15 protein-coding genes are annotated in these 11,800 nt (G+C 39.5%); 1 reads left to right on the top strand and 14 read right to left on the bottom strand.

The window, feature by feature from the left end:
• Positions 1–26: 26 nt before the first annotated feature.
• The 8 genes from GHI45_RS00810 to GHI45_RS00775 all read right to left on the bottom strand — a co-directional run bounded on the left by GHI45_RS00810 (position 27) and on the right by GHI45_RS00775 (position 6,197).
• A complete protein-coding gene (locus tag GHI45_RS00810) occupies positions 27–1,391 on the bottom strand; it encodes an ABC transporter permease (RefSeq protein ID WP_228385978.1) in 1,365 nt (454 codons plus the stop codon).
• Positions 1,375–2,298, bottom strand: a complete 924-nt coding sequence (locus GHI45_RS00805) for an ABC transporter ATP-binding protein (protein ID WP_147779257.1) — start codon at positions 2,296–2,298, stop codon at positions 1,375–1,377. The genes GHI45_RS00810 and GHI45_RS00805 overlap by 17 nt, the downstream gene beginning before the upstream one ends.
• An 85-nt stretch (positions 2,299–2,383) precedes the next feature.
• Positions 2,384–2,983, bottom strand: a complete 600-nt coding sequence (locus GHI45_RS00800) for a hypothetical protein (protein ID WP_147779256.1) — start codon at positions 2,981–2,983, stop codon at positions 2,384–2,386.
• Between the two features lie 12 nt (positions 2,984–2,995).
• Positions 2,996–3,205, bottom strand: a complete 210-nt coding sequence (locus GHI45_RS00795) for a helix-turn-helix transcriptional regulator (protein WP_147779255.1) — start codon at positions 3,203–3,205, stop codon at positions 2,996–2,998.
• A 152-nt stretch (positions 3,206–3,357) separates the two neighbouring features.
• Positions 3,358–4,035 (bottom strand): hypothetical protein, encoded by a 678-nt coding sequence (locus GHI45_RS00790; protein WP_147779254.1) that lies wholly within the window; start codon positions 4,033–4,035, stop codon positions 3,358–3,360.
• Positions 4,036–4,047: 12 nt separating this feature from the next.
• Positions 4,048–4,251, bottom strand: coding sequence for a helix-turn-helix transcriptional regulator (locus tag GHI45_RS00785; protein ID WP_147779253.1), 204 nt, complete (start codon positions 4,249–4,251; stop codon positions 4,048–4,050).
• A gap of 108 nt (positions 4,252–4,359) precedes the next feature.
• Positions 4,360–4,917 carry a GNAT family N-acetyltransferase gene (locus tag GHI45_RS00780; protein ID WP_147779252.1) on the bottom strand — a complete coding sequence of 186 codons (558 nt, stop codon included), beginning with the start codon at positions 4,915–4,917 and terminating at the stop codon, positions 4,360–4,362.
• 101 nt (positions 4,918–5,018) lie between these two features.
• Entirely contained in the window at positions 5,019–6,197 is a 1,179-nt protein-coding gene (locus tag GHI45_RS00775) for an SLC13 family permease (RefSeq protein ID WP_147779251.1), read from the bottom strand.
• Positions 6,198–6,431: 234 nt separating this feature from the next.
• On the opposite strand from GHI45_RS00775, the gene GHI45_RS11465 reads away from it, so the two are divergent.
• The gene (locus GHI45_RS11465; RefSeq protein ID WP_255471376.1) at positions 6,432–6,557 is read left to right on the top strand and encodes a hypothetical protein; all 126 of its coding nucleotides are present in this window, start codon (positions 6,432–6,434) and stop codon (positions 6,555–6,557) included.
• Between the two features lie 517 nt (positions 6,558–7,074).
• Here the strand turns inward: GHI45_RS11465 and GHI45_RS00770 are convergent.
• The 6 genes from GHI45_RS00770 to sufD are packed head-to-tail and all read right to left on the bottom strand — an operon-like array spanning position 7,075 to position 11,785.
• On the bottom strand, positions 7,075–7,275 hold the full coding sequence (locus tag GHI45_RS00770) for a hypothetical protein (RefSeq protein WP_147779250.1): 201 nt from the start codon (positions 7,273–7,275) through the stop codon (positions 7,075–7,077).
• 9 nt (positions 7,276–7,284) lie between these two features.
• Positions 7,285–7,362 (bottom strand): polymorphic toxin type 50 domain-containing protein, encoded by a 78-nt coding sequence (locus GHI45_RS11545; RefSeq protein ID WP_147779454.1) that lies wholly within the window; start codon positions 7,360–7,362, stop codon positions 7,285–7,287.
• A 19-nt stretch (positions 7,363–7,381) separates the two neighbouring features.
• Positions 7,382–8,779, bottom strand: a complete 1,398-nt coding sequence (sufB, locus tag GHI45_RS00760) for a Fe-S cluster assembly protein SufB (protein WP_147779249.1) — start codon at positions 8,777–8,779, stop codon at positions 7,382–7,384.
• A 29-nt stretch (positions 8,780–8,808) separates the two neighbouring features.
• The gene (gene sufU, locus GHI45_RS00755) at positions 8,809–9,273 is read right to left on the bottom strand and encodes a Fe-S cluster assembly sulfur transfer protein SufU (protein WP_147779248.1); all 465 of its coding nucleotides are present in this window, start codon (positions 9,271–9,273) and stop codon (positions 8,809–8,811) included.
• A gap of 29 nt (positions 9,274–9,302) precedes the next feature.
• Positions 9,303–10,529, bottom strand: coding sequence for a cysteine desulfurase (locus tag GHI45_RS00750; protein WP_147779247.1), 1,227 nt, complete (start codon positions 10,527–10,529; stop codon positions 9,303–9,305).
• Positions 10,529–11,785, bottom strand: coding sequence for a Fe-S cluster assembly protein SufD (gene sufD, locus GHI45_RS00745; protein WP_147779246.1), 1,257 nt, complete (start codon positions 11,783–11,785; stop codon positions 10,529–10,531). Before sufD ends, GHI45_RS00750 begins: the two co-directional genes overlap by 1 nt.
• Positions 11,786–11,800: the final 15 nt, after the last annotated feature.

The following is an 11,800-nucleotide window of genomic DNA, read 5'->3' as shown; positions in this document are numbered from 1 at the left end:
CAATGAATAATCACTGGTTTTAGATTTTATTTGAAGAAAAATTTGAACAAAATAATCAAGATAATGATAAGGATAGCCAAAATAATCCGCCAAGGTTGTAATTTTCTTTGTTTCCAAGTTTGATTTTTTGAAGTATTTTTCTGCGATTTGATTTCTTTACCCCTTATATTTATGAACAACTGTGTAATAATCTTTTCATCACTATAAGACAAAACATTTCTGGCGTAAATTTTCTCACCTGCTTTAGCCACCAAAATGGTTGCCACAAGTTGCAAGCCAAGCGCTGTCCATGCTTCAGCCGTGGTCGAATATTGAATGGCAAAACGTGAAGTCATCAAGGTTGGACTGACAAATGGGACAAAACTCAAGATTTTCAAAACCAGATTTCCTGGAACAGCTGCACCAGCAATTCCGCCAATGTAACCAATCATTGAAAGAAAGGCAATCGGTTGTGTGGCCTGTTGCACCTGTGCTTGTTCATTAACTAAAGAGGCGACGATTGAGGCAAGGAACAAATAGCCTAAAATGCCGACCAAAGCCATCAAAATAAGATATATCCCAAAACCAACATCAATGCCTAACAGCATGCTTTGGATTTGTTTGACTGCGTCTTGTGTTTTGATAAATGGATAAGCGATACTAAAGCCAACTACATAGATTGCGATTTGCGTCAGTGCTAGTAGAATGACTCCGATGATTTTTCCATAATATTGAACATTTGAGCTGGTCGCTGCCAGCAAAGTTTCCATGATACGACTTGATTTTTCGTTCCCGATTTCTTGTCCAATAATGCCGACATACATCATCAAAAGCACAAAAATCAAGACTGATGCGATGGTTCCAACCGCAATATTAGCGCCAGCACGATCATCGCCACCACTTGTTTTTCCTGTGGTCGTCTGAGTTTGCATTTGAAGCGACGCTGGCGTCAATAAACTTTGCACATCAGCAGCTGACAAGCCCAATTTTTTAGCTGTTTGGCTGATTTTAATTTCTGTCAGCGCTGACTGAAAGGCAGTCTGATCAACTTTGACAGCAGTTTTACTGCTGGTAACAATGGTATAAGCTCCCGAATTGATGGTCAAATAACCATCAATTTTTCCGTCAGTTAATTTTGTTTTGGCACTGGCTTCATCACTGACATCCGTCAAATCCACTTTCAGATTTTTGTCAGCTTGCAAAACCTGTCTCAAGGCGGGTTCATTGACAACTGCAATTTGTGGCGTAGCATTGACACCAGAAGATACAATCAGTCCAATGATTAAATAAACAGCAGCAAGTAGGAAAGGAGAAACGACCAATGCCCAAAATCCTGCACCTTTAATTCGACTCCGATAAATATTTTTGGCGACAAGCCAAGTTTGATGCTTCATTTTATAAGGTTCCTCCATGACTTTCTTCCTTGTCCACAGTGGCGACTTCCAGTCGGAAAATCTCATCTAAAGACGGTGGTGCTTGAACAAAAGCTTGCACGTAGCCATTTTCGGCGACTTTTTGGAAAATCTGACGGCCAATTTCAGCTTCCGAAATGGTGATTAAACGGCCAGAACTTTGTTTTTCGACTGACCTTACACCAGCGATTGCCTTGATTTCGTCATCCGTGACTGGCGACTCCAGATAAATTCGCGTGCGTCCATAGCTTTCGCGAATGGCTTGAACACTGCCATGAAGGATTGTTTTTCCTGCTTTCAACATCAAAAGTTGATCTGATAAAAGTTCCACATCACTCATGTTGTGATTTGAGAAAATTACCGCTGCACCATTATCACGACTGCGTTTGATTTCATTGCGCAAGAGTTCCGTGTTGACCGGATCTAGTCCTGTAAATGGTTCATCCAAAATAAGAAATTCTGGCTCATGAAGCAATGTTGCGATAAATTGAACCTTTTGGGCATTTCCTTTTGACAAGGTCTGTACTTTGTCTGTCGGTTTTCCAACAACTTCAAGTCGTTTCATCCAGTCGGCCAATTTGATACGTGCGTCTGAACGTTTCATGCCGTGCAACTCCGCAAAATACAAAATTTGGTCTTCAACGGTCATCTTTTGGTAGAGGCCACGTTCTTCAGGTAAAAAGCCGATTTTTTGCTTGACTTCTTGCGTAATTGGGCCACCGTTCCAACTGATTGAGCCTGTGTCAGCACTGATGAATTTCAAAATCATGCGAAAAGTCGTTGTTTTTCCTGCCCCATTTTGTCCGATAAGTCCCAAAATTTGCCCTGGTTCAACTTGCATTGACAAAGCTTCGACCGCAATTTTTTCTCCAAAACGTTTGGTGATATTTTCAATTTTTAAGGTCATCCTATCCCCTTTTATCTTTTAATTCTTGCCTTTATTTTACCATAGAATAAGGCAATTCTCGATTTATTCTCATATCTGGGAATTTTTAATGCTTTTTATCCCACAGATATTTCGCAGAAGAAAGAATACCAACCTCAAGAAAAATAATACTGTCAAATAGCTGAGCAAAACTGTTAAAATCCAATGTACCTGATAGCCTTAAAGACTGTCTGAACATATGAAAGAAAAGAAGACCCAAAAAGATATAAAAAATATACCAACGCGGATGATATGCCCAACCCACGCCACGTTTTTGATATGCGCCACGCAAAATCAGTTCGCCAAGTACTATGAAAAAGACCAGACAAAAGCCACCGATGAACACCATCCGAGCCATTTTATAATCCAAAGTCAACAAGGAAATTCCAATCAAATTGACAAGGGCAAACAGAAGAAAGCCGTGTGTGAATACCTTTCCCCTCACCATGCGTTGCCGTTCATCAAACTTTTTTGAGTAGGGCATTTCAAAAGTTTGCGCCCGCTTCTGTCCTATGGCAAAACAAATAAGGCCCACAAACATCAGCAGGATTGCGATGGGATTGAACCAAAAACCCAACAGTCCACCGAAAATAATCATCCAAATGACACCGATAACCACAAAAGTGCCGCCAACAAGAGATAACTGATTTTTAAAATATTTTTTCATCGCATTTTCCTTTCATGCTGATGTGTCCGGCCAAAATAAATCATCCAATGTCTTTCCCAAAACCTTGCAAATATCAAGACAGAGGCTGATGGTCGGATTATAGTTACCAGACTCCACCGCAACGATGGTTTGCCTAGTCACGCCCACACGTTCGGCCAAATCATTTTGCGTCAAGCCAAGCAGAGTACGTGCCGCCTTTAATTTCAAATTCTTATTCGCCATTCGCTCACTTTATTTTTCTATTCTTTTGCGTACATTATATGATATATCATTCTAAAAGTCAATTATATGTGACTTATTTTTTTTTTTGACAAAAAAAGACCTAACGGTCTTTCAAGCATTTCTTAATTCTGTCAGACAAACAAGTGGTAGTGTCAAAAAAATATTTCATTCTCTTGATGTTCCTCTTTATGGTCATAATCATCCGAGTAATCATCGTCTTTTTGATGCTTATTATTCCACAGATTTCGCCCAAGCGAAAGCAAACCAAACTCTACTAAATAAATTCCCCAAAAAAGCTCTAAAAACCTTGAGAAAATGTCATTTGAACGAGAATCAAACCGCACAAAATCAAGCACAATTAAACCCACACCAAGCACGAAACATATGCCATATACATAGGGCATGATAGGAATATTGCTTGACTCTTTCTCAAAGGCATTGCGTAAAATCATTTCGCCTATGATGATAAGGAAGGTCAGAGCAATGCTGGCTATTAAATAATCTGGATCCAGCTTTGGACTGAAAATCTGAATAATCCTCCCTACATAAACGAGCGCGGCAAGAATAAAGAAACCATGCGTATAGGCTTGATGCCGAACCATTCTTTGGCGCTCATCATAAATCCAAGTGCGAGAAAAAATAGCCTTCATATCCTCTTCACTGACTTTCAGACTCGCAATATATAAAAGTACACCGATGACAACTAAAGCTATCGCAATCGGGTTCAACCAAATATCCAATATAAAACCAACGCCAAGTCCCCAAATAAGCCCGATTAGAAAAAGAATAATCCCCCAAATCGACCTGTTATTTTTCACAAACTTATCCATTTTTACTCCCCTTTAATCCTCCACCCAAAACAAATCATCGAGCGTTTTCCCAAGTACCTTGCAAATCTGTCTGCAGAGACTGATGGTCGGATTGTATTTTCCCGACTCAACCGCAACAATCGTTTGCCTGGTTACGCCCACTGCGTCTGCGAGTTCTTGTTGGGTCATGCCATTGAGTGTTCGCTCCGCTTTCAACTTAAAATTTTTGCCATTCATTTCAGTACTCCTTTTTTGGTATTGTAATGAGTATATGATTTATTCAATCAAATGTCAACTATAAGTGACATTATCTGGGCTTTGCAAACAAAAAAAGACCTATCGGTCTTATAATAATTCATTCTTTTCATCTTCTGTCAGAGCTGACAGAAGCTTGACTGGCTTGACTTCGTCACTTGTTTGAAGTTCAATGTCCATCCAGCTAATGCCCCACCATTGTTCAAACTTGTAGCCTGATTTTTCAAAAACGCCAATCCAATGAAAGCCAAGATGTTCATGAAATGCCACGCTGTTTTCGTTCGGATAAGTGATGCAGGCATAAGCACGCTGATAATTCAGTTTTGTCAGAGCTGACAATAATTTTTTGTACAAAATTTTTCCAGTTCCGTGATGTTGCTCATTTTCGTCCACATAAATCGACAGCTCCACAACCCAATCATAAGCCTTGCGTTCACGATAACGGGACGCGTAGGCGTAGCCAATGATTTTGCCCTCTTCCAAGGCAACAAAATACGGAAAATCAGCAGCCGTTGCTTCAATTCTTTTGGCAAATTCGGTCACGCTTGGAACATCATATTCAAAAGTAATGGCCGTTTTTTCGACGTAAGGACGATAAATTTCAAGGCAAGCTGCTGCATCTTTTTTTGTTGCAAATCTGATTTCCATAAGCACTCCAATTTCTGATATTTGCTTTATTATACTCGTTTTTACTGCGAAGAACAAACATTTTTAAATCAAAAAAAACTGGCAAAGCCAGCTTACAATTCTTAAATTACTGAAACAACAAGAAGTCCAAGTAAGGTCAATACAATCAAGAAACCAACCATACAGTAGGCAAAATATTTAGCAAAACCTGCCAATTCGCCATGTGCTTGAACAACGATGACCTTATAAGCAATCAAAGTTGCCATCGAAGCAGTCAGCATTCCGACACCACCGACATCTGCACCGAGAAGAACGGCCATTCCGTGTGATGTGAATGGCGACATCAAGACTGCTGATGAAATGTTTGAAATCACTTGACTAATCAAGACTGTGCCTAAGAAAGCACCTTGAGGTGTTGCACCAATGTTTGAAACAAAAGTTGTGATTTGATGAATATCAACAAGATTTCCAACAATAATAAAGAAACACATGAAGGTCAAAATCAAATGATAATCTGCCGTTTTGAACAATTCACGCTTATATAAAAAGACAATAAGTGCTGTAATCCCAGTCGCAATCCAGTAGAAATTAATTCCACCAATTGCAACTTTTGTAAAGACTGATGTTGCCATCAAAACCATCAAAGCCACAAAAACCATGACCTCAACAATATTGAAGTTCTTAGGTTTTGTATCCACATGAATGGGATCCTTATCAATCAATAAACAAGCAAGGTTTAAAACAATCAAACCTAAAATCCACATTGGAAAAGTTCCTTTGAAGAATTCCAAATTATTTGATGATAAGTGGAAGAAATTGTACACGTACAAGTTGTGCGGGTTACCAAAAGGTAACAAGGTTGAACCCATGTGACAAGCAGGTACAATGAATGCCGCTCCCAAATAAACGCTTTTTCGATTTTCAACATGCTTTGTAATATACAAATACAAAGGTAACATGGTCAAAATCGTTAAGTCATTTGTAAAGAAAACAGCCAAGAAAAAGGTCAAATTTGTCGTAAAACGAACCAGTTGTCTTGTCGTTTTTGATTTACTAACCATGGTTTCTCCGATATAACGAAGCAAGCCTGATCCTCTAAAACCACCAATGACAAGCATTAGCCCAAAAACTGTTGCGATGACCTTCCAGTCAAAAAATTCCGTAGTGAAATGCGCTTGGCCAAAGACCATGGCATTAAGTGCGATGAAGAAAGAAATCAAGAAAACTTTATCTGAATAAAAAAATTGCCAAATTTTGGCTAAAAGCTTCCGAAATCCTGCTTCTGACGAGGTATGTTCCATCTTTTCCCCTAACTTTATTGTTAAAAACACACATCTTTAATTATAACAGTAACTGATAAAATTTCAAAGCCTTTTTTATATTTTATTGAAAAAAAATCATTTGAAAAGAATAAAACATATTTTGACATGTTTGTTCTATTGTCCAACGCAAATCTTGAAAAAAAAGGGTAAATATGATAAAATGAAGAAATAAATGGTGCCAATTTGGCATTCAGATAAGGAAAGGAATCCAAAATGGCTTATAAATCAAGAAAAGCTGGTAAACGTAACCGTAAAAGCGGCGGAAACAAACACTTCGACAAAGTCGGTGTTAAAACTGTTGTGAAACCAGAAGTTAAAGCAACTGCAGAAGCTAAATAATGCTTCTTATGATGAAATAAGAACACCGAAAGGTGTTTTTTTGTATCAAAAAAACTCAAGTCTAATGAACTTGAGTTTTTGTATTTTCTGCTCTTTTTCATAAAAAAGTTTTTTTCGAATCTCTAAATCCTTGATACGCCTGGGTTTGTTAAAATCAATCTATAAAACCGTACATCTCCATGCCATCATCAATCTGTTATCAGTTAGCCCGAGATTTTTCAAATCCTCACGTTTCATTTTTATTCTCCTCACGTTTCTTTTACGAGTTACGAACTCGTTGGATTTTATTTGAGCAGTTGACGTGTGCTCATATGGATGGGAACAGCAGGAGTTGCACCCACGGGCCTGTAATCTGAAACTTATTCATAAGGAGGTATGACATTAAGGTAATTTGTGCCCCGCTATGCGTTCCCAAAAGAAAAACGAGAAGCAAAAAGCACCTCCACACGAATAAGTAAACATACTTATCTTGTGTGAAAAGCGCTCGTTTCTCGTTTTAATAATGTTGTTCTGATTATTAGTCAGCTAATTTTTCGATGGACTCAATATCATCTGGATCTATTTCATATCCATTACCGTTTTGATTATAAACTTCAAAACCAAAATGGTCTTTTTCAGTATCCCAGTCTTCTTTTTGAAAAATCTCAGTAAACATACCTTTGTATGTTTTGCCGTTCTTCAATTTTAGCATTACTAGCTTATTAAGTTCAATCCTCATTTTAATCTCCTATGGATGGGATGGAACAACGTGTATACCTTTTTTATCATGATGTATTGTAAATTTCGATGTCTCTAAATCCTTGATACGACTGGGTTTGTTTTACTTAACCGATAGAACCTTCCATAGAGTATGAAATCAAACGGTTGAGTTCGACGGCATATTCCATTGGCAATTCTTTTGTAAAGGGTTCGATGAAGCCCATAATAATCATGTCGGTTGCTTCTTTTTCAGTCAAGCCACGACTCATCAGATAGTAGAGTTGTTCTTCTGAAATTTTTGATACTTTTGCTTCATGTTCAAGTGCGACTTGTGAATTATGAATTTCATTGAATGGTACGGTATCTGATTTGGAAATGTTATCCATGATGATGGTATCACATTCAATGTGGGAAGCTGATTTTTTAGATTTAGGTCCAAATTTTACTTGACCACGATAGTTCACGGCTCCTCCACCTTTTGAAATGGATTTTGAGATGATAGAACTTGACGTGTTCGGTGCATTATGGATCATTTTGGCACCTGTATCTTGGTTTTGACCTTCTCCCGCAAAAGCAATCGAAAGCATGGTTCCGCGTGCGCCAGGGCCATCCAAATAAACGGATGGGTACTTCATTGAGACACGTGAGCCGAGGTTGCCGTCCACCCATTCAACTGTAGCATTGGCTTCTGCCTTGGCACGTTTCGTTACCAAATTATAGACATTGTCTGACCAGTTTTGAATGGTTGAATAACGCATATAGCCGCCTTCTTCAACGAAGATTTCAACGACAGCCGCATGAAGTGAACTTGCACTGTAAGTTGGTGCTGTACAGCCTTCAACGTATTGAATTGAGCCACCTTCTTCAACAATAATCAAGGTGCGTTCAAATTGACCTGATTTTTCATTATTAATCCGGAAGTATGCTTGAATTGGGATTTCGCATTTGACACCTTTTGGCACATAGACAAAAGAGCCACCTGACCAAACGGCTGAGTTCAAAGCGGCCAATTTGTTGTCTGTTGGCGGAACCAATTTTGCAAAATATTTTTTGAAAATTTCAGGATAATCCCGAAGTCCTGAGTCAGTATCCGTAAAGATAATGCCCAATTTTTCAAATTCTTCTTTCATATTGTGGTACACCACTTCTGACTCATACTGCGCAGATGCACCCGCCAGATATGAACGTTCAGCTTCTGGAATACCAATGCGCTCAAAGGTAGCTTTAATTTCTTCTGGAACATCGTCCCAATTTCTTGCTGCTTTGGCTGAGGGTTTTTGATAATAGACGATGTCGTCGAAATCAATTTCTGTTAAGTCTGGCCCCCATTTTGGCAAATCAATTTTTTTGAATGCTTCAAATGATTTCAAACGAAAATCAAGCATCCATTCTGGTTCATTTTTGGTTGCAGAGATTTCACGAATGACATCTTCAGTCAGACCAAGTCCAGTTGTATATGCTAATTCAGCATTATCATGAAAGCCAAATTTATATTCTCCCAACTCTGGGATTTCTTCAGTCATATTATTTACCTTCCTGTTCGTTTTCTCTTTTAATGGTCAGCTCTGACAACTGCTTCTGCTTTTTCCTGGTCATCGTCCAATGCTTTCTTCAAGGCATTCCATGCCAATGTCGAACATTTGACGCGGGCTGGAAATTTGGAGACGCCTGCTAAAAATTGAGCATCGCCAAGTAATTCTTGACGGTCGTCCTCTTGACCTGTCACCATGTCAGAAAAGATGTGCGCCAAATCAAGTGCTTCAGCCTTACTTTTTCCGATGACAATTTCTGTCATCATTGACGCAGAAGCTGTAGAGATTGTGCAGCCGTGCCCACTAAAAGCAATATCTTTAATTTTATCCTCAGAAAATTCGACCGTCAGTCGAATCACATCACCACAGGTTGGATTGTTCAAATCAATCTGACAACCCGTTGCTAATTGCCCCGCGTGTCTAGGATGAGCCGAATGGTCAAGAATAACTGCACGGTATAAATTATCTAGTTTTGAAAGTGACATTTTCTTGTCCTTTTTAATATTTTATTTGATTAAAAGCTAAAAAATGCTTTTGTCGCAAGGAGCGCTTCTACAAATTTATCACAATCGGCTTTTGTGTTATAAACATAAAAACTGGCACGCGCTGTTGCTCCTACTTTGGTCTCTAAGACCTCAATCAATGGTTGCGCACAATGATGTCCCGCACGGACTGCGACGCCCTCCATATCAAGCCCTGTCGCCAAATCATGTGGATGCAAGCCCTCAAGATTGAAAGCAATCACGCTACTGCGATTGGCATTATCCTCAGGTCCATAAATGGTCAAGCCATCAATGGCACGAAGTTTTGGCATTAAATAATCCATCAGTTGACGCTCATGCGCCTCAACAGCAGGCATGGTCAGCGCTGACAGATAATCAATGGCAGCACCCAAACCAATACTCCCCGCAATATTGGGCGTTCCCGCCTCAAATTTCCAGGGCAATTCTGACCAGGTCGAATAATCTTGATAGACAAAGTCAATCATTTCGCCACCAAATTCAACAGGGTCCATTTGATTGAGCAATTCTTCTTTTCCATAAAGAACGCCAATTCCTGTTGGGCCGAGCATTTTATGTCCACTAAAAGCAAAGAAATCAGCGTCAAGATCTTGCACATCAATTTGCATGTGAGGTGTAGATTGAGCGCCGTCAACAACCATATAAGCTCCATTTTGGTGAGCCAGCTGTGCAATTTCTTTGATGGGATTGATGCAGCCTAAAACATTTGAAACCTGCGTCATACTGACAAATTTTGTCTTTGCTGACAGCTTGTTTTTCAAATCTTCCATGTCCAGTTGGCCATTTTTGATGCCCACAAATTTTAATGTGGCACCTGTTTTATCAGCCACTTGTTGCCAAGGCACTAGATTGGAATGATGTTCCATAATGGAAATCAGGATTTCGTCGTCTTTCGTCAGGCATTGTTCAGCAAACTTGCTGACCCAATTGAGCGAAGTTGTCGTTCCGCGTGTGAAAAGCACTTCTTTTGTCGAATTTGCATGGATAAAGGCACGCACTTTTTCACGTGAAGCTTCATAAGCAGCCGTTGCTCGTTCTGCCAGGCTGTGAACACCGCGATGGACGTTTGCATTGTCACTTTCGTAGTAATCACGCAAGGCTGTCAGTACTGACAAGGGTTTTTGCGTTGTTGCTGCATTGTCAAGATAGAACAATGCTTCGTCATTAACGACTTGATCTAATATTGGAAAATCCTGACGAATTTTTTCAGCATCGAACATCAGATGTCCAGCTTTCTATCGATTGTTGCAATAAACTCTTCACGCACCGATTTGATTGGAATTTCAGTAACTACTGATCCTAAGAAGCCACGAATGACTAATTTTTTAGCAGTCTCTTCATCAATTCCACGCGATTGCATATAGAATAAGTCTTCTTCATCAACTTGTCCAACAGATGCGGCATGGCCTGCGGTAACGTCATTTTCATCAATCAGCAAGATTGGATTGGCATCGCCACGTCCTTTATCTGTCAACATCAAAACACGGCTTTCTTGTTGTGCATCAGCACCAGATGCGCCATGAATAATGTGACCAATCCCGTTGAAAGTCAGCGTTCCTCTTTCCAAAATGACCCCATTTTGCAAAATATGACCGACTGAATTGCGTCCATAATTGGTCACACGCGTGTTAACTACTTGCGTTTGTTTGCCTGATGAAATCCCAACTGCTTTAATATTGGAATGACTACCTTGACCACGTAACTCGCTGTCAAAATCAGAAACAACTTCTCCGTCATTCATGACACCAATTGACCAGTCAATACTTGCAGAATCACCAATCAAACCGCGACGGGTAATAAATCCTGTGACCTGTTTGCCCAATTCATCAATGGCAGAAAATTTAACTTGCGCGCCTTTGTCAGCAATGACTTCTACAACCACATTGGCTTTGATTTTTTCCTTGCCTTTGCCAAGCGTCTGCAAACGTTCCAAGTATTCAACTTTACTATTTTTCCCAACAACGAGCAAAACATGCTTGTAAAATGGCAAATCACTTTCAGAATCATGGAACAATAAATTTTCAATTGGTTCCATCACTTCAACGTGGTCAGGAACATAAAGAACCACACCTGAGTTAAAGGCAGCCACATTTAATGCTGTCAATTTGTTTTCATTGAAATTTACCAGACTGGCAAAATATTTTTCCATTACTTCTGGAATTTCTGTCAGCGCTGACGAAATATCCGTGAAAATTACGCCTTTGTCAGCCAGCTCAGGTGAAATTTGTTCCATGATGGTTTGTGAACCAACTTGAACAAGCATTGGGTGATTAGGAAGTTCTGTGAATGTTGGCACATTTCCTGTTTCAAGAGACTCTGCCAGCTTAAATTCATCAAGTTTCCAGCGTTCAAGTCTTACTTTTTCGATAAATGGCAACGGAATTTCATTGAAAGTATCTGCTGATTTGAGACGGAGTTCTTGCAACCATTTCGGCTCCGCATGAGCTTGTGAAAAGTTTAAAATTTCTTCGTTCATACAATTTTCGGCAAA

Source organism: Lactococcus sp. dk101, from assembly GCF_009601055.1.
Lineage (GTDB): Bacteria > Bacillota > Bacilli > Lactobacillales > Streptococcaceae > Lactococcus.
Note: the sequence above shows the minus strand (reverse complement) of the source record. Positions and strands in the feature narration are given on the sequence as shown.

What these genes read in the sequence shown, in the direction of transcription:
- GHI45_RS00775 (WP_147779251.1), bottom strand. Translation starts at nt 6,197, where the DNA reads ATGGAACATACCTCGTCAGAAGCAGGATTTCGGAAGCTTTTAGCCAAA.
- GHI45_RS00800 (WP_147779256.1), bottom strand. Translation starts at nt 2,983, where the DNA reads ATGAAAAAATATTTTAAAAATCAGTTATCTCTTGTTGGCGGCACTTTT.
- GHI45_RS00810 (WP_228385978.1), bottom strand. Translation starts at nt 1,391, where the DNA reads ATGGAGGAACCTTATAAAATGAAGCATCAAACTTGGCTTGTCGCCAAA.
- GHI45_RS11465 (WP_255471376.1), top strand. Translation starts at nt 6,432, where the DNA reads ATGGCTTATAAATCAAGAAAAGCTGGTAAACGTAACCGTAAAAGCGGC.
- GHI45_RS00785 (WP_147779253.1), bottom strand. Translation starts at nt 4,251, where the DNA reads ATGAATGGCAAAAATTTTAAGTTGAAAGCGGAGCGAACACTCAATGGC.
- GHI45_RS00750 (WP_147779247.1), bottom strand. Translation starts at nt 10,529, where the DNA reads ATGTTCGATGCTGAAAAAATTCGTCAGGATTTTCCAATATTAGATCAA.
- sufU (WP_147779248.1), bottom strand. Translation starts at nt 9,273, where the DNA reads ATGTCACTTTCAAAACTAGATAATTTATACCGTGCAGTTATTCTTGAC.
- GHI45_RS00790 (WP_147779254.1), bottom strand. Translation starts at nt 4,035, where the DNA reads ATGGATAAGTTTGTGAAAAATAACAGGTCGATTTGGGGGATTATTCTT.
- sufB (WP_147779249.1), bottom strand. Translation starts at nt 8,779, where the DNA reads ATGACTGAAGAAATCCCAGAGTTGGGAGAATATAAATTTGGCTTTCAT.
- GHI45_RS00795 (WP_147779255.1), bottom strand. Translation starts at nt 3,205, where the DNA reads ATGGCGAATAAGAATTTGAAATTAAAGGCGGCACGTACTCTGCTTGGC.
- GHI45_RS00770 (WP_147779250.1), bottom strand. Translation starts at nt 7,275, where the DNA reads ATGAGGATTGAACTTAATAAGCTAGTAATGCTAAAATTGAAGAACGGC.
- sufD (WP_147779246.1), bottom strand. Translation starts at nt 11,785, where the DNA reads ATGAACGAAGAAATTTTAAACTTTTCACAAGCTCATGCGGAGCCGAAA.
- GHI45_RS00780 (WP_147779252.1), bottom strand. Translation starts at nt 4,917, where the DNA reads ATGGAAATCAGATTTGCAACAAAAAAAGATGCAGCAGCTTGCCTTGAA.
- GHI45_RS00805 (WP_147779257.1), bottom strand. Translation starts at nt 2,298, where the DNA reads ATGACCTTAAAAATTGAAAATATCACCAAACGTTTTGGAGAAAAAATT.